We start from the raw sequence: 17,980 nt of genomic DNA, 5'->3' as shown, positions 1-17,980 counted from the left end.
AAGATTACACGGACTTACCCGGGTTGAGATAAGGGGCAAAAAGGCGGTCGAACAGTTCGCTGTCGCTCAACCGGCCATTGACTACACACACGGTCTCGACCACGCCCTTGAGGCAGACCTTACCGTCGGAAGCACGGAAGATGTCTTGATAGAAGACGTACTTGATGCCTTCCTTCTTCATATAAAGCTTGGAGACAAACTCGTCACCACTCCTCAGGGGAGTCTTGAAAGCCATATTGATACGTGCCACTACCGGGTCTACCCCCTGCTCGTGCAGTCCGGCAAAGCTGACGCCGGCACTCAACAGAAACTCATGGCGCGTATGCTCCAGATAATGCTGATAATTGGCATTATTGACGATGCCTTGCAGGTCGCATTCATAGTCGCGCACCTTCATGGGAAGTTCATAGATATAATTCATATTTACTATTGGACTATTTACTATTTGATACTTAGCCACGTTGTTTCTCCACATCCAAGCCTTTGAACTTCTTCAGTTCCTCTACGCTGACCAGCTTGTAGAGTTTGTCACTGGGACGTATTTTCACCGATTTCATCGAGAAATGCTGGCCTTTCTTTACAGTCTGCACGGGTTTCAAATCGACGCGTGCCTCGTCCAAAGTGACGAATTCGGCACCCGTTGTGGGACCCGTAATCAGCAACTTGTCGCCTACGCTCACTTCGGCTGCTTCTACCAGGAACTCTGCCACACCGATGTTTGAGAAGTAGCGGATGCCCTTACCCACATAGATTTTACGTTCCGTAGCGGCAGAACCGTAGTTCTTGGTCCATTCGCCCAAGCGTTGTCCCAGGTAGTAGCCGTCCCAGAAACCACGATTGAAGACCGTCTTCAAACGTTCGTCCCACCGGGCAATCTTCTCATCGGTGAATGTATCGTCCAGATAGGAACGGATGGCTTCTTTGTAACACTCCACTACCGTGCGCACGTACTCGGGTCCGCGGGCACGTCCTTCTATTTTGAAAACACGAACACCTGCATCCAGCATCTTGTTCATGAAGTGGATAGTTTTTAAGTCTTTGGGGGACATGATGTATTGGTTGTCCACCTCCAATTCCACATTCGTCTCCTTGTTGCGCACCGTATAACTACGGCGGCATACCTGCATGCAGGCACCGCGGTTGGCGGAGTGGTTCATTTCATGCAATGAGAGATAACACTTTCCGCTGACTGCCATGCAAAGCGCACCGTGACAGAACATCTCTATACGTATCTGCTCTCCACTGGGACCGCAGATATTCTCCTCACGGATATGTCGGTAGATTTCTGCCACCTGCTCCAAATTCAGCTCACGCGCCAGCACCACCACATCGGCAAACTGTGCATAGAAGCGCAGGGCTTCCACGTTGCTGATGTTGAGCTGTGTGCTGAGGTGTACCTCCTGCCCTATCTGCCGGGCATAGCTCATCACTGCCACATCAGCGGCAATGACTGCCGAGATGCCTGCCGCCTTTGCCGCATCTACAATGGTACGCATCAGCGGAATGTCATGGTCGTATATAATGGTATTGACGGTGAGGTAGCTCTTCATGCCATGTTCGTCGCACGTCCGGGCTATTTCCCGCAAATCGTCGATAGTGAAGGTATTTGCCGAACGGGCACGCATGTTCAGGTTCTCGATACCGAAATAGATGGAGTCGGCACCTGCTTGTATGGCTGCTGCGAGAGATTCGCGCGAGCCTACCGGTGCCATGATTTCGAAGTCACTGATTGAGTGTTTCATCATTTCTTTTTGAATTAGAGTATGCAAAGGTAGGCTTTTTTCTGTACTTTTGCGGACAAATCCGCTTAGATTATGAAGATTAAAGATATAGACCTGGGCCCACGCCCCGTATTCCTCGCCCCGATGGAGGACGTCACCGACCCTGCTTTCCGCCTGATGTGCAAGCACTTCGGAGCAGACATGGTATATACCGAGTTCGTTTCTGCCGATGCCTTGATACGCTCCGTAGGCAAGACCCAGCAGAAACTGAACATCAGCGATGAAGAGCGGCCCGTAGCCATACAGATATACGGACGGGACACCGCCACCATGGTAGAAGCCACCCGCATTGTGGAGCAGGCACATCCGGACACGCTGGACATCAACTTCGGCTGCCCCGTGAAGCGCGTTGCCGGCAAGGGTGCCGGTGCCGGTATGCTACAGAACATTCCGCTGATGCTGGAAATCACTCGTGCCGTGGTAGATGCCGTGAAGATTCCCGTCACCGTGAAGACCCGCCTGGGCTGGGATGCCAACAGTAAAATCATCGTAGACCTTGCCGAGCAGTTGCAGGACTGCGGCATTGCCGCCCTCACCATCCACGGCCGTACCCGCGCCCAGATGTATACCGGTGAGGCGGACTGGACACTCATCGGCGAAGTGAAGAAGAACCCGCGCATGCACATCCCCATCATAGGCAACGGCGACATCACCACCCCCCAACGCGCCAAAGAGTGTTTCGACCTCTACGGCGTAGATGCCATCATGATAGGCCGTGCCAGCTTCGGCCGCCCGTGGATATTCAAGGAAGTGAAGCACTACCTGGAAACCGGCGAAGAGCTGCCCCCGCTCAGTTCGGAGTGGCGGCTGAACGTGCTGTGCCAGGAAGTGGAGGACAGCGTGAACCTGCTGGACGAACGCCGCGGCATTCTGCACGTACGCCGACATCTGGCGGCAAGTCCGCTGTTCAAGGGCATCCCCAATTTCAGGGATACGCGTATCGCCATGCTGCGGGCAGAAACGAAAGAAGAATTGTACAGCATCTTCGACACTATCAGTCCATTACTTCCTTAAAACACTTTCACGAAAGGCCATGATTCAACCCGAAGTAGAAATCCCACTCTTCCTCAGACAGTTCCGCAAGTAAATGATAATTTAGTTTTCACCACAGAGGACACAGAGTCTCACAGAGTTTTCTCCTTTTATAAGCTAAAACTATCTGTCATTCAGAGCGTAGCGAAGAATCTACTCTCCTTGCATACAGCTGCGCTATCCTAACAAGAGAGTAGATTCTTCGCTACGCTCTGAATGACAGATACTGCGGATTCGAATTCATTAAAAAAACTCTGTGAGACTCTGTGTCCTCTGTGGTGAAATAAATTCCCATTTACCAGCAAGTGTATCTACCGTGATTTATCGGAGTAACTCAATTGTTTACCGGAGTAACTCAATTCCCCTCCTTCTTTCTCATCGGAGCTATAGACTCCTCGCCTGAAACAGCAGTACTTTTTCCCTGCCTCCTTAATGGATAATGCGGAGATGCACCGTGCTAAAGGACGGAAAGCTTTATTCTAAACTGCGCCACGCGTCCGTGGGCTGTCGGGCACACGTATGTGAACCCGCCGTCACACGCACGTGGGCTGTACAGCCCGCGGACGTGTGACGCAGTTTAGAATAAGGGATAAGGGGAAAAATGACAAGGCATAAGCGGTTTCAGGCTCTATCTTTCACTAATTCCGCCCATGTGTTTCAGACGACAGACAATGGCATTTCAGACGATAACACACTGGAGAACAACATCTAAAGCACTTCATTTAGAACAAACACAGTGCTGGCAAATGATTTGCCAGCACTTGCCAGCACAGTTGCCAGCACTGCATTACATCCATTATATCAGCAAGTTGCATGCGGTAGTGCTGCGTGCTGGCAGATATTGCGTTTTTTGAAAATTCATTTCGCAAGAAGCCCCACCAATCCTGCCCGATTATAAACAATCACATCGCCGGGTGTCACAATCCAAAGATTGCCGTTGGCATCGGCATATAGCCCTATGGTGTAGCCCAAATCCTTCTTCCCCTCCGGAGTATTGAGCGAAGCAAGAGTTCCCGGAGGAGTTTTCCCGTCTTTGCCCATGCACACCACTCCCTCACCCGAAACCAGCCAAATAACTCCCTCCCTATCTACAGCCATCCGGGAGAAAGAAGTCCCCTTAGGCTCATAAAGCGGAATCCATTGACCGTTCCGGCAGGTAAGCAGATTGCTTCCACACACCAACAAGTCATTGCCGTCGGCACACATATCCCTTACACCGGACAAAGGATTGCCCCACTTGTCTTCGTAGGAATGTTCCACCGGCACACCGGAGAAACTGCCCGACACGATTTTAAACGCCGACTTTGCCCACACCTTGCCGTCGGGCATCATCAGCACCCGGTCACCTTTCAGCTTATCGGAAGATGCAAGCAGCTTGCCGTCGGCCGACAAGAGCACCGTAGGCGAGGAAGTACCTCCATACACAAGCAAATCTCCCGCAGATGTTACCGTGACTGTTGAGTTACGGCCGGCAGAACCGTCATATTTAAAGATTACGGGTGAAGTGGCTATGCTCTTCCCGTTCCAGCAGATTAAACCGCGCCCGGTATAGAGCAGCAGCCTTCTTTTACGATCTACCGCCACACTTGCTATGTCCATAGCATCGTATGCAGTGGTCACTTCGCGCTTGCTGCCGCTCTCTTTGTCGATTGCCAGCAGCGGACCGCGCTTATACAGAATATACATCGTACAAGGGGCTTCGGCAAACTGCAACACTTCACGTCCCGATGCAGGGATGCTGACAGCGGTCTGCGAAGAACGCTTCAAGACGCAAGAGCCGGAAGTAACGACCTGAGCAGGTTCCTGCTTTTGTGGAGTTACAGTCGTTGCAGGTTCCCCAGGCAGTTCAGGTTCGGGTTCCGGTTGGGGAATCGCGATTATCAATTCGGGAGGTACAAGCGGCTTCGGAACGCCCACGGACAATGCACCGTGTTTCAGCTTGAAATGCTTCTCAAAGTCGGGACGCATCGTGTCGCTGAACTCTTCCGGGAATTTCTGCCTCATATCCGGGTTGATTTCCACTCGGTAGAAGAGGGCAAGCACCGTGGCATCTGCCTTGGGGTCGTAATATTGGTAAAGGTCGTAGTAAAAATCCATCGGAGGAACCATCGCACTCAATAAGCTCTGGCTCAACTTCATGATGAGCGCACGGTGCAATGCTTCCGTATCGCCCATAAAAGTCACTTTCTCTTCTATTTCCACATCACCCGCCTGCATCACCACTTTACCGTTTATCTGCATGTTTGTACGTGAGCGCAAAGTGGCGCGATGGGATTTATAAATCTCATCCACCAAGTCCATACGGCGTTCCTTGCCCCTCCATGCCACAACATAGACTTTGGAACGGTTGCCGAAGTAATAGTCAAGGCTCGGCAAATCTCCTTCTCTCACTTCCACATTCTCGGCTCCGAAAGGAGTGTACCGCTTGATGTAGTCCACCATCGGAATGGAATTGTCCTTCTTTCCCACTACCATGCTGTACTTCTCCTGCGAAGAAGACAGCAGTCCGCCCACCGTTGTATATAAAGACTGAGGATTCTCGAAGTAGAACAAATCATTTTCCAAAACTTGCGCCCTACACGAGAATCCTCCTCCAATCAGTACAACGGCGAGCATCGTTAAAAGTCGCCTTATACTCATCCTTATTTATTATAACGGTTATTTCTTCAATGTGTCATATTCTTCTTTTGAGATAAAGACCACTTTGCAAGCACCGCCATACTTAGGCATATCGTAAGAGAGCTTCAGCTCCTCGTCCAACACCTGTTCTGCCTTCAGCTCTACAGCCTCACGATTGGGAGACATTCCGAAAGGATATTTCAGGCTTGCTCCCACTACATTCCCTCCTGCATCCACATACTTATAGCAAACGGGATAGCCTGTGCTTTCGCCTTTGGCTACCGTCAAAGGTTCGTTTATCTTGATGCGGAAAGAGATAACGGCTGCCACGGCTTCCTTGCCGTTGGCATACGCCTCGGTCACCGTGAGCGGGGAAGCGATGGAATAGAACAATCCTTCGGAAAGTTCATAAGGCAATTCCATGCCCACCAGTTTCTTGGCAGCAGCATCCAGTTTTGCTTCGCTGTCCTTGTCCAACTGTTGTTTTCTCTCCGCCAACTTAGTTAGTTCTGCCACGTCGGGCTTCTCCGCTTTGGCAAGTTTCTCCAATTTCTGCTGTATCTCAATGTCTTCCGCCTGATAATCTGCTATGATACCTTCCACTTCGCTTGTCGGGCTTCCAGCCTTGCCTGCACTGCCCGCCGATGACGACGAACCGCCTCCGCAAGCTGCAAACAATGTCACTGCCAATACTCCACAAAGCACTGAATACAAAACTTTCTTCATAGTATTCTCATTTTAATTGTTAGTCATCATTCTTTTGAAACCCATGTAATAGGAATGTCACGTGCCTCGAATCCTTCCATATTGCTGACTGTGAACAGCACTGCTTTCAAGGACTTGGTTTCGGGAGATACCGTAATACGGCGCAACTGACAATCCGTAAAGGTTCCTGCCGCAACATCATAGCCATTGGAACCCTGTTCCCATTGCTTGTCGCCAACAAGGTTTTCACCGCCGCCACCCACAACGCCTTTCATCCTGATTGTAGCGGAAGTTTGTCCGGCAAGCGGCATCACCTTAAAGATAACAGTCATATTTCCTGTTGCCGGATCACCTTCAGCGCTTTTAAGTTCCATCTTCCACTCCCCTAATTTAGGATAGACAAAAAGTGTCTCCTTTGAAACGTCAATGCCCGTGGCAGACTCTACACCTTTCTTTACTTTATTCCACAACCCGCCTTTTTTCTTTTTAGGCGCATCTTGTGCCATGACAGCCCCAACAGCCAGAAAAGCTGCCAATACTAACCAAACAACTCTTTTCATATTTATTATATTTAAATGTTACACAAGGCAAATATAGCCGGATGAAAAGAAGTTCTTCTCACGGAATTCCGTGAGATTTCAGACAAATCCAACAAAAATCAGATGGAAATAGTGAGATAACCGCTTGCCAAAGCCTTTACTACCAAGTCCGTCGAGTTCTTGGCTCCGAATTTCAGCATCAGGTTTTTGCGATAAGTTTCCACAGTGTTTTCCGATATGCACAGTTTTCCGGAGATTTCTCCCGTGCTCAGGCCTTCGGAAATGGCTTTCAGCACTTCCCGCTCCCTCGGTGTGGGGACATCCTGGTTCAGAAGTTTGGAACCGGGACGGTGGCGGAGCTTATGACGGATATGCTCAAAACGGGGGCAGAAATAGGACTTGCCATCCAATGCCGCCTGAATGGCATTCTTTATCTGCTCCGTATCGGATGTTTTCAGGATTACGGAGTCAACATTACTTTGAATCAGCTTATTGATAATCCAGATTTCCTCGTGCATCGTATTGATAATGATATGCGCTTTCTTATCTTTGGCACGGATTTCCTTGATTACGTCAAAGCCATTCATCCCGGACAACTCAATGTCGAGGATATAAATATCGAAAGTTCTTGTTTTCAGCAATCTGACGAGTTCCTCACCAGTAAAAACCGCCTGTACGCTCCCTATCTGAGGCATATCGTTCAATATACTTTTAAGCCCTTCCAATACCAGACCATGGTCGTCAACTATTGCTATCTCCGTTTTCTTATCCACCATAACTTTATATTACAATACACCTAAGTTTGTCTTTCTATTCTTTTGGCAAATATAACCGTATATAGCTTACCGCTCCTCACGGAATTCCGTGAGAAAAATTATTTTCTTATGCTTGCATTCAATATGCCAACAACCAGTTTTACCTTCGTACCTGCTTCATTGCTCTCTATATTCAGCTCTCCACCAACAACAGAAGCACGTTCCCTCATCGTCTGTATGCCAATGCCACTGTGCTTGGAAGAAGGATTGAAGCCTATACCGTTATCCATGATACAGATGGTCAGGATAACTCCATCCAATTCCATGCTGACAGTGACAGATGTGGCGGAAGCATGTTTCAGACTATTGTTCAGAGCCTCCTGAACAATCCGGTAAACTTCATATCCGATATTCTCCGGCACAATGCTCCAATCCACTTCCGAAGGATCCGAATAGTATTTCAACTGTACCTGAGAAGAATCCACCAAATGGCTTACGTAATCCCACAGCATCTCGTCAATCGTGGCATACCGGAAAACAGGCGGCATCAGCTCATGAGAGATATTCCTTACGTCCTCACGAGTCTCCGAAAGAAAAGAAAAGACAGAAACATCCTTCTCTGCCAGCAATTTCTTCAGACGAGTTTCCAGAACAAGCAAATTGTTGCTTACTCCGTCATGCAGCTCTTTGGCAAGACGGCTGCGTTCAGTTTCAAGCCCGTCGATATATTTCCGGACAAGACGCAGTTCGGATTCCTTCTTCAACACGGCAAATTCGCGTTCTTTTTCTTCGACAGCTCGCTTCAGACGCTCCGCCCTTGTTTTCTGCCGTTGGACGGCATAAAGAAATATCAACGATGAGACCACCAAGCAGCTCACCAGAATCAATATGCGCAATTTTGCCTTTTGTTCATCTCTTGCTTTCCGGGCGTTCAGTTCTACAATTTCAAGTTCTTTTTCTTTGGCCTGGTACTTCACGGCAAGTTCCTGCAACTCCTTGGATTTTTGCGAGTCGTTCATGGAATCCCGCAGAGCTACCTGCCTGTCAAAGTCCTCGTAAGCAACCTTATAATTTCCCAACCGATAATGGCATACCCGTGAGTTTGCATAAAGTTCCTGCAAAACAAAGTTGGAGGATTGCACGCCTTCCTGCCGGAGAATCCTATCGGCAACCCTCAATGCCCCGGCATAATCCTTCTCTTTCATCAGCCACTTCATCAGCGCCTGAAAGTAGCTGACCTTCGGCATCACAGCCCGTACAAGCGGAACACGTTCTTCTGCCTTCCGGATATACCGCCGGACGGAATCAACGGCATATTCCCTATCTTTCTGAAGCATGATATAATAGGACAACGTCCTCAGGTAATTGTCATTCACACCCAGCTTCTCAGCCAGCACCAACGCACACTTCAAATACAAATCCGCCGCTTCATCTTCTCCTTCCCTCTGGTAAATACAGCCGATATTGGAATATACCTGTGCCAAAAATATTTCATTATTTACGTCACGAACCGTTTCTATGGCCTTTGCCAGATAATTGCGCACCTCCACTCTCCGCTTCATATCTATACACAGCACGGCAAGATTGATGTACAATGCGGTCAGTTCCTCCATCTCACTCGAGGTTCTCTTTTCTTGCAACAAAGACAAATCCAGCGCTTTTCCATAGTACGCCAAGGAGGAGTCCATATTGCCCAATGTACGGTAATACATGCCAAGCGCACGGTAACTGCCGGACAGATAAAAAGAATCACGCAATTCCGTGGAAGCCTCGACAGACATCTTTTCATAATGAATGGCAGAGTCTTTTTCTCCCATTCTGTAATAAGTATCTGCCAGACAAGACAACATGATGTGGTAGGACGATTCTGCCACGTGTTGCTTTGCATACGGCTGCATCAGGTATAAGTAGATTCTTGCCGAATCATATTCGCCTATGGCATTATAATAATTCCCAATATAGATGCAACAGTTTGCCTGAGCAGCATTCTTACCCAGTTTCCCATAGATTGAGTAAGCTTTGGCTTTGTACTCCATATAGTGGCTGAGATTTCCCTGAAGCATGTCATACTCTGCCTTACAATCATAATAACGGGCAATGGATTCCGCATTTTTTTCACGAAGAGCCATCCGGTAACCTTTCTCCAGATATTCTGAAAAAGATTCCGAGACCTCCCCATTCTCTACCAGATAGGAACAGACATCCAGGCAAGCGGAAGACTTATCCGCTTTTCGGGCAACTGCCAGCAGTTCCTCCAACGAACCATTTCCGGTTGAAGAAGCAACTGTGGCAAACAACAAGAAAGAAAGACCGGCAACCAGTCTGAGTATGTATTTCATAAATATCAGATTTTCATCTTCATTTGAACATCGGCTGTGCAAACCACCGCTTGAACATCCACGTGGCTGCGATATAAATGCCGAAAGCCGAAACGAAACCCACGATAGAGTCTATCAGGTAATGCGCCTGAATATAGACCGTAGCCCCGCACAGCAGCAGATAGAAAGGAAACAGGCAGGCAAACAAGCGCTTGCTGCCACGCCATGCCATAATCATCAGTACCGTAGACATTCCGACGTGCGAACTGGGAAAAGCAGCCGTGGGACGCTCACCCACCTGCTGGGAACTCTCCACCAGGTTGTAGAAGAAGCCGTGCTCATAGCCCGGACCGGGAAGAAGTTCCTGATGGTGATGGAAATAGTCACCGATGGACGGGAAGATACCTTGCGCCACATGGTCGCTTCCAATGGCGGGAAAGTAGAACTGCGGCCCGGCAACGGGGACGAAGATATAAATAAGGTAATAGATGAAGAAAGCGGTGACGATGACGAACGAAACCTTCTCGAAAAGGTCGAAACGATAAAGGAAATACCACACCACCACCAGCAGAATCATCGGATAATAGAAGAAGTACCCCATATTAAACGGCTCGCTCACCCACATCTGCGGAAACCTTTCACAGAACCACACAGCAGGCTGTCCGCCAAACATCCACTGCTCCACCGACGCGAACATGTGGTCGAGATTGGGGAATATCCGGTTGAACTCAAAGGTGTCGGGATACCAATAGGAAAGCAGTGACATCTGGATGGCTATGCGCACAAAGGCAGAGAACTTGCAGGGTGCCAGCCGGTAAAGATACATCAGCAGGAACGTCATACCCGCAATGACAACACGGTCTGCAAGCATCTGCACCGGATGATCCATTTCCTGAAAAAGAAACAGAATGAGAATGGAAGTCAGCAAATTGTATATCAGCGTAATCTTCTCTACCGCAAAAAGCCCCTTACGGGTTTCTACCCTTTTAAATAAATCTAAAGCCATCCCTTATCCTTATACCAGGCAATGGTTTCCTTTACACCCCGTTCCAGGTCGTACTCAGGACTGAAGCCCAGTTCCTCGACGGCCGGTGTGATGTCACACTGCCAGTTGCGTTGTTTCATTATTCTATACTTGTCCGAATTGAGCGTACTGGTCTTGTTCTGCCGCTTCGCCCAAAATTCAGCGAGCAAAGATACGACTTTCAATACAATTAACGGACATCTCAAGCGAATAACAAACGGATTGCCCAATTCTTTCCTTATCAAATCGGAAAAAGCACGGCTGCTATACACCTTCCCGTCAGCCAGGAAATAGGCGCGGCGGGACACCTGCTTCTCTATCCCGAGGAAGACGGCCTGCACGATATCCTTTACATATACAAACGTCAAGTCCTGGCGGCAGAAGCCTACAGAAAAGTCCGTATGCTGCCGAATGGACTTTGCCATAAGATAATAATCCTTCTCACGCGGCCCGTATACACCCGTCGGCCGGTAGATGACGTAGGGGAAACCCGGAATACTCTGCAAATAAAGTTCTGTTTTCAGTTTACTGAGTCCGTAGGCGGTATTGGGTGAAGGGGGGTCACTCTCCATAATCGGGTCGTAGGTCCTCTCGCGTACCGGGCCGAACACACTCAGCGTACTGATGAAGATAAACTGCTTGGGAATCATGTTCAGCTCCCTCAGCGTATCGATGAAGTATTTGGTCTGCAGATAATTCACCAAATCGAATTCGTTCTTGTCCACACACTTCGTCACACCGGCACAATGGACAATATAATCAAACTTATTGTAGGTCCCTTTATGTCCCGAGAGTTGTGCCCTCAGTTCATTGGGGTGCGCAAAGTCCAGTTCGAGGAAATGTATCTTGCGGTCACGCAGATACTCGCGGCTGCTGGACGAACGTACACCCGCCCACACACCGAACTTGCGCTTCAACGCCTCCTCCACGATGAAACTTCCGATAAATCCGCTTGCTCCTGTAATTAAAATCGATTCCACTTCTTCTGTTACAAATTACTAATTACTTTTCATCCGGTCCGTCACCTTGACGCTCCTTGTGTTACTCTGTCGCCTCGTTACTCTTCTTCACCGGCTCCACATGGATGCTGACCAGTGTTCCTTTGCCGAACTGCCTTTTCAACTTGTTCTCCACCGCCGTTGCCGTCTCGTGAGCTTCCTCCAGCGAGATGCTACCATCCATACGCACATGCACCTCGATGGCACAATAACTGCCGATGCGGCGCGTACGAAGGTGATGCGGCGAGCTGATACCGGGAAAAGAAAGAATCGTCTTCAGTATCTCATCCTCCACCTCGGCAGGCAATGATTTCTCCAACAGTTCGTCCACACACGGTATCAACAACTGCACAGCCACCTTCATAATGAAGAAGCTGACAATAACCGCTGCCACCGGGTCCAGCACCCGCCAATGGTTACCCAAAAGAATAGCGCCACCTATACCCGCTGCCGTGCCTATGGACGAAAACGCGTCACTCCGGTGATGCCAGGCATTGGCAACAACCGCCTGCGAATTCAACTTCCTGCCCTTGAATACGGTATATTGATAAAGCACTTCCTTGAAAACGATGGATACCAATGCAGCCACCAGTGCCAGTATACCGGGTTCCTGCAGAGAGCCGCCTTGCAGGAAGCGGTAAATGGAGGAAGCCCCGTTCCAGAAAATGCCGAATCCCACAAACAACAGAAAAATACCGATAATGGCAGTTGCCAGCGTCTCGTACTTGCCATGACCGTAATCGTGTCCTTCATCTTCGGGCTTTGCCGAAATGCGCACAAAAACAATGACAATAATATCTGTAATGAAATCCGACAAAGAATGTACCGCATCCGCCAGCATGGCGGCACTGTGACCTACAATACCTGCAAAGAATTTGAAGACAAGCAAGAGAAAGTTTACCACACTTCCCACAACCGTCACCCGGTAAATGTCTTTTTCCCGTGTGGCATCTGCTTTTTTGTTCAGAGTTTGCATTTCCATCTGCTTTTCGTCTAAGGTACAGCCTATCTTCACTTTGTGTGCAAATATAGTACATAAATCCATTACAATCTGTCGTTCCTTCATTATTTTCAATAGAATGATAATATTTTGAAGTCTGAGTGAACGAAGGAACGTATTTATTTGTTTACTTTGCAAGAGGTAATCACCACAGATTACACAGATTGACACAGAATCTCTATTTATACATAAAATACATCATAACATTATGGCCAAAAAGAAAGAAAAGAAAGCCGGCAAACGCATGAAGAAGAAAGAGCTCGTCAAAGTACTGCTGGAATTCTTCCACACAAAGCAAGACGAAGTATTATCCCTGAAATACATCTTTGAACAACTCCACCTCACCACACATCCGCTGAAGATGCTGTGCATGGACATCTTGTCCGAACTGTCGATGGACGACTACATCACAGAAGTGGACAAGCACAAATACAAGCTGAACAACCACGGCGTGGAAATGACCGGAACCTTCCAGCGCAAGAGCAACGGCAAGAATTCCTTTATACCGGAAGGTGGAGGCGAACCGATATTCGTGGCCGAACGCAACTCGGCCCATGCCATGAACAATGACAAAGTACGTATCGCCTTCTATGCCAAACGTCGCGGACGCGAAGCCGAAGGAGAAGTCATCGAGATACTGGAACGTGCCAACGACACCTTCGTGGGTACCCTGGAAGTTGCCAAGTCATACGCTTTCCTTGTAACGGAAAACCGTACGCTTGCCAACGACATCTTCATCCCCAAAGAAAAGTTGAAAGGCGGCAAGACGGGCGACAAAGCCATCGTAAAGGTGGTGGAATGGCCCGACAAAGCCAAGAACCCCATCGGCCAGGTAATCGACATCCTGGGGCGCGCAGGAGACAATACCACCGAGATGCACGCCATCCTGGCGGAATTCGGCCTGCCCTATGTCTACCCCGCTGCCGTAGAGAAAGCTGCCGACAAGATACCCGCCGAAATCTCCGCCGAGGAAATAGCCCGACGTGAGGACTTCCGGGGTGTGACCACCTTCACCATCGACCCCAAGGATGCCAAGGACTTCGACGACGCCCTCTCCATCCGCAAACTGAAAGGGGGACTTTGGGAAGTAGGCGTACACATTGCCGACGTGACCCACTACGTGAAAGAGGGCGGCATCATAGACAAGGAAGCCGAGAAGCGTGCCACATCCGTCTACCTCGTAGACCGCACCATCCCAATGCTCCCCGAACGGTTGTGTAATTTCATCTGTTCACTCCGCCCCGACGAAGAGAAGCTTGCCTACTCCGTCATCTTTGAAATGACGGAAAAAGGCGAAGTGAAGAACTCACGCGTGGTACATACCGTCATCAAGAGCGACCGCCGCTTCACCTACGAAGAAGCCCAGGAGATTATAGAAACCGGCAAAGGAGACTTCCAGGAAGAGGTGCTCCAACTGGATAAGCTTGCCAAAATACTGCGTGAGAACCGCTTTAAGGCAGGAGCCATCAACTTCGACCGCTACGAAGTGAAGTTCGAAATTGACGAGAAGGGCAAACCCGTCAGCGTCTACTTCAAGGAGTCGAAAGATGCCAACAAGCTGATAGAGGAGTTCATGCTGCTTGCCAACCGCACCGTAGCCGAAAAGATAGGCCGCGTGCCCAAAGGCAAGAAAGCCAAAGTGTTGCCATACCGTATTCACGACCTCCCCGACCCGGAGAAGCTGGACAACCTGGCACAGTTCATCGCCCGTTTCGGCTACAAGCTGCGTACCAGCGGTACAAAGACCGACATCTCCAAGTCCATCAACCACCTGCTGGACGACATCCAGGGCAAGAAGGAGGAGAACTTGATTGAAACCGTCTCCATCCGCGCCATGCAGAAGGCACGCTACTCCGTGCATAACGTGGGGCACTATGGTTTGGCTTTCGATTACTATACCCATTTCACCTCGCCCATCCGCCGCTATCCGGATATGATGGTACACCGTCTGCTCACCAAGTACTTGGACCAGGGAGGCCGCACCGTGTCCGAACAGAAATACGAAGCCCTCTGCGAACACAGCAGCAGCATGGAGCAGATAGCCTCCAACGCGGAACGCGCCTCCATCAAGTACAAGCAAGTAGAATTCATGACCGAACGCCTGGGACAGACCTTCGACGGCGTCATCTCCGGCGTAACGGAATGGGGACTCTACGTGGAGCTGAATGAGAACAAGTGCGAAGGCATGATTCCTATCCGCGACCTCGACGATGACTATTACGAATTCGACGAAAAGAACTACTGCCTGCGCGGACGCCGCAAAAATAAAATTTATAGTCTGGGAGATGCCATTACCATTAAGGTGGCACGCGCTAACTTGGAAAAGAAGCAGTTGGACTTTGCACTGGTGTAACCTCACCCCCTCTCCCCTCTCCGATAGAGAGGGGAGAGGAGAGCAATGAATTGAAAACTTGCGAAACTTGAGTGAAGTGAAATAAAGAATAACCCTACAATATTTAAATATCCCCACTCCCCTCTCTTTCGGAGAGGGGCCGGGGGTGAGGCTTTGCACATGAAGACAATTACTATTACAGACCCTACACAGATTGAGGAAATTATCCGTAAATGCCCATACTGCATAGTGGGCATCACAGACCTTGAAGGAAACCCATATACGGTTCCCATGAACTTTGCCTATCAAGACGGGGTAATATACTTGCATTCCGGCCCGGAAGGCAGTAAAGTGGAGATGGTAACAAAGCACCCGCAAGTTTGCATCACCTTCTGCGAAGGACACGAGCTGGTTTATATGCACCGGCAAGTGGCATGCAGCTACAGCATGAAGTCGCGCAGTGTTATCTGTCGTGGGAAAGTACACTTCGTGGAAGACATGGAAGAGAAGCGACGCGTACTCGACATGCTGATGAAGCAATATACGGAAAATGAATGCAAATATGCTGAACCCGCCGTACGCAATGTCAAGATATGGGAAGTAAAAGTAGAGAAAATAAGCTGCCGGTCATTCGGGTTAAGACCAAGCGAACTATAAATACCATCTGCCGGTCACCTGCTCCACATTGATGGAGCGGATAACCGGTAGAAATATTTACTTTTACAACGGATATTCCTCAAATGCATACAACAGCGTCGAAAGATACCGTTCTCCCGTATCGGGCAGCAGCGCTACAATCGTCTTTCCTTCATTCTCGGGCAACCGTGCCAAGCGGGTAGCTGCAGCAACGGCAGCTCCCGAAGAGATGCCGACCAGCAGTCCCTCATACTTCGCCAGTTCGCGACCCGTACGGATGGCGTCATCATTGGATACCAGCAGCACTTCGTCTATCACGGCACTGTTATAGTTCTTCGGCACAAATCCGGCACCGATACCTTGTATTTTATGGGGACCGGGCTTCCCACCGGAAAGTACGGGAGAATCTTCGGGCTCCACAGCCACAATCCTTACCTTTGGGTTATTGGCTTTCAAGGCTGCACCCACACCACTCACTGTGCCTCCCGTACCTACACCGGCCACGAAAATATCCACCCGGCCGTCTGTATCACGCCAGATTTCTTGTCCGGTAGTACGCTCGTGCATTGCCGGATTGGCAGGGTTGTCAAATTGCTGTAGAATCAGCGAGCCGGGGTTGGCGGCTTTCAGTTCTTCGGCACGGGCTATGGCGCCTTTCATACCGTCGGCACCCGGAGTCAGTACCAATTCCGCACCGAGGGCTTTCAAAAGGTTGCGGCGTTCCAAGCTCATTGTGTCGGGCATCGTCAGTATCAGCTTGTAACCTTTGGCAGCGGCCACAAAAGCCAGCCCTACGCCCGTATTCCCACTGGTAGGTTCGATGATGGTGGCACCGGGCTTCAACAGCCCTTTTGCCTCGGCATCTTCTATCATGGCAAGCGCCACGCGGTCCTTCACACTGCCGGCGGGGTTAAAATATTCCAATTTGGCGATAACACGGGCTTTCAGACGCTTATTCTTGTTATAATTATTCAACTCCAGCAAGGGAGTGTTGCCTACCAGGTCGGTAAGGCGTTCTGCTATCTTCTTCATAATCCAACTGTTTTTAAATTCCTCATTCCCCTAAGGGAAAAGACTAACAATCCGGAGTGGAACGAGGTATGTTATTTCTTACAAGACAAAAGTAGCGCAAAATTGGTTCGTAGAAAATACCACAAATATGGTAAATACATACTATAAATGAGGGATATGTAGGATATTTGACGAGTATTTCCTATCTTTGTTGCCACTTTTAAACTTAAGGATATCATAATGAGTCCACTCAACTTTACCCACATTTTGACACAAGCAGTCGATGAGCTATCGGAAAGCGAATCATACAAAGGACTGTTTCACCAGCATACGGACGGCAACCCGCTGCCTTCGGCAAAAGTGCTGCGCGACATCATCGAACTGGCGCGAGCCATCATCTTCCCCGGATATTTCGGAAATTCTACGGTCAACAGCCGTACGGTGACTTACCATATCGGTGTCAATGTCGAACGCTTGTTCGACCTGCTGACCGAGCAAATCCTTGCCGGCCTCTGCTTTGCAGGCGACGGCGAATGCAACTGTTGTACCGAGCTCCAACGGGAAGAAGCCGCCTTATTGGCTGCCAAGTTCATCAGCAACCTGCCGGCAATGAGACGTACACTCGCCACAGATGTGGAAGCCGCCTACAACGGTGACCCCGCCGCACAGTCGTTCGGCGAAGTCATCAGCTGCTATCCGGCCATCCGCGCCATCAGCAACTACCGCATCGCACACGAGTTGCTCAAGTTGGGTGTTCCCCTCATTCCCCGCATCATCACCGAGATGGCGCACAGTGAAACGGGAATCGATATCCATCCAGGAGCGGAAATAGGTGGTTATTTTACCATCGACCACGGTACGGGTGTGGTAATCGGCGAGACCTGCATCATCGGCAACAACGTGAAGCTGTACCAGGGTGTGACCCTCGGTGCCAAGAGCTTCCCGCTAGACGAAGACGGCAAGCCCATCAAGGGTATTCCCCGCCATCCCATTCTGGAAGACAATGTGATAGTCTATTCCAACGCCACCATATTGGGACGCATCACCATCGGACAAGGAGCCACCGTAGGCGGCAATATCTGGGTGACAGAAGATGTTCCCGCAGGAGCAAGGATTGTACAGACAAAGGCCAAGAAGTAAGTCACAAACAACCAATAAACAATTAAAATCGTAAATAACTCAAATCAGCAGTTCAAGTAGTTAAATGGTTATCAGCCACTAATGAGAGAA

At 49.4% G+C, this 17,980-nt stretch carries 15 protein-coding genes; 4 read left to right on the top strand and 11 right to left on the bottom strand.

Features of this window, described 5'->3' with window-relative positions; translation table 11 throughout:
- Positions 1 to 4: 4 nt before the first annotated feature.
- Entirely contained in the window at positions 5 to 421 is a 417-nt protein-coding gene (locus DW947_RS15960; RefSeq protein ID WP_044468320.1) for an acyl-CoA thioesterase, read from the bottom strand.
- Between the two features lie 31 nt (positions 422 to 452).
- Positions 453 to 1,745: a peptidase U32 family protein gene (locus DW947_RS15955; protein ID WP_119958555.1), complete on the bottom strand. Its 1,293-nt coding sequence runs from the start codon at positions 1,743 to 1,745 to the stop codon at positions 453 to 455.
- A 69-nt stretch (positions 1,746 to 1,814) separates the two neighbouring features.
- Between DW947_RS15955 and dusB the strand changes: the two genes are divergently transcribed.
- Positions 1,815 to 2,795 carry a tRNA dihydrouridine synthase DusB gene (gene dusB, locus DW947_RS15950; RefSeq protein WP_117962957.1) on the top strand — a complete coding sequence of 327 codons (981 nt, stop codon included), beginning with the start codon at positions 1,815 to 1,817 and terminating at the stop codon, positions 2,793 to 2,795.
- An 876-nt stretch (positions 2,796 to 3,671) separates the two neighbouring features.
- Here the strand turns inward: dusB and DW947_RS15940 are convergent.
- From DW947_RS15940 to DW947_RS15905, 8 genes are all read right to left on the bottom strand, one after another.
- Positions 3,672 to 5,453 (bottom strand): hypothetical protein, encoded by a 1,782-nt coding sequence (locus DW947_RS15940; protein ID WP_133303611.1) that lies wholly within the window; start codon positions 5,451 to 5,453, stop codon positions 3,672 to 3,674.
- An 18-nt stretch (positions 5,454 to 5,471) separates the two neighbouring features.
- Positions 5,472 to 6,158: a hypothetical protein gene (locus DW947_RS15935; protein ID WP_117962953.1), complete on the bottom strand. Its 687-nt coding sequence runs from the start codon at positions 6,156 to 6,158 to the stop codon at positions 5,472 to 5,474.
- A gap of 26 nt (positions 6,159 to 6,184) precedes the next feature.
- Positions 6,185 to 6,697 carry a hypothetical protein gene (locus DW947_RS15930; protein WP_133303610.1) on the bottom strand — a complete coding sequence of 171 codons (513 nt, stop codon included), beginning with the start codon at positions 6,695 to 6,697 and terminating at the stop codon, positions 6,185 to 6,187.
- Between the two features lie 98 nt (positions 6,698 to 6,795).
- Positions 6,796 to 7,452 carry a response regulator gene (locus tag DW947_RS15925; RefSeq protein WP_117962949.1) on the bottom strand — a complete coding sequence of 219 codons (657 nt, stop codon included), beginning with the start codon at positions 7,450 to 7,452 and terminating at the stop codon, positions 6,796 to 6,798.
- A gap of 98 nt (positions 7,453 to 7,550) precedes the next feature.
- Complete coding sequence (locus tag DW947_RS15920) at positions 7,551 to 9,770, bottom strand: tetratricopeptide repeat-containing sensor histidine kinase (protein WP_117962947.1); 2,220 nt, start codon at positions 9,768 to 9,770, stop codon at positions 7,551 to 7,553.
- A 19-nt stretch (positions 9,771 to 9,789) separates the two neighbouring features.
- Positions 9,790 to 10,755: a phosphatase PAP2 family protein gene (locus DW947_RS15915; protein ID WP_117962945.1), complete on the bottom strand. Its 966-nt coding sequence runs from the start codon at positions 10,753 to 10,755 to the stop codon at positions 9,790 to 9,792.
- Positions 10,746 to 11,753 (bottom strand): NAD-dependent epimerase/dehydratase family protein, encoded by a 1,008-nt coding sequence (locus DW947_RS15910; RefSeq protein ID WP_005830955.1) that lies wholly within the window; start codon positions 11,751 to 11,753, stop codon positions 10,746 to 10,748. Before DW947_RS15910 ends, DW947_RS15915 begins: the two co-directional genes overlap by 10 nt.
- A 61-nt stretch (positions 11,754 to 11,814) precedes the next feature.
- On the bottom strand, positions 11,815 to 12,753 hold the full coding sequence (locus DW947_RS15905; RefSeq protein ID WP_117962987.1) for a cation diffusion facilitator family transporter: 939 nt from the start codon (positions 12,751 to 12,753) through the stop codon (positions 11,815 to 11,817).
- A 226-nt stretch (positions 12,754 to 12,979) separates the two neighbouring features.
- Here DW947_RS15905 and rnr point away from each other — a divergent pair, with 226 nt between their 5' ends.
- Positions 12,980 to 15,124: a ribonuclease R gene (gene rnr / locus DW947_RS15900; protein WP_005830959.1), complete on the top strand. Its 2,145-nt coding sequence runs from the start codon at positions 12,980 to 12,982 to the stop codon at positions 15,122 to 15,124.
- A 159-nt stretch (positions 15,125 to 15,283) separates the two neighbouring features.
- Entirely contained in the window at positions 15,284 to 15,760 is a 477-nt protein-coding gene (locus DW947_RS15895; protein ID WP_035457531.1) for a pyridoxamine 5'-phosphate oxidase family protein, read from the top strand.
- Between the two features lie 63 nt (positions 15,761 to 15,823).
- Here the strand turns inward: DW947_RS15895 and cysK are convergent, their stop codons facing one another.
- On the bottom strand, positions 15,824 to 16,771 hold the full coding sequence (cysK, locus tag DW947_RS15890; protein ID WP_022400956.1) for a cysteine synthase A: 948 nt from the start codon (positions 16,769 to 16,771) through the stop codon (positions 15,824 to 15,826).
- Between the two features lie 219 nt (positions 16,772 to 16,990).
- Between cysK and epsC the strand changes: the two genes are divergently transcribed.
- Positions 16,991 to 17,890 (top strand): serine O-acetyltransferase EpsC, encoded by a 900-nt coding sequence (gene epsC / locus DW947_RS15885; protein WP_005830965.1) that lies wholly within the window; start codon positions 16,991 to 16,993, stop codon positions 17,888 to 17,890.
- The last annotated feature ends 90 nt before the right edge of the window (positions 17,891 to 17,980 follow it).

Origin of the sequence: Bacteroides sp. AM44-19, from assembly GCF_003603395.1 — a bacterium.
In the GTDB taxonomy this organism is placed as follows: domain Bacteria; phylum Bacteroidota; class Bacteroidia; order Bacteroidales; family Bacteroidaceae; genus Bacteroides; species Bacteroides uniformis.
The sequence above is the reverse complement of the archived record's forward strand: the minus strand, read 5'-3'. Positions and strand labels throughout refer to the sequence as shown.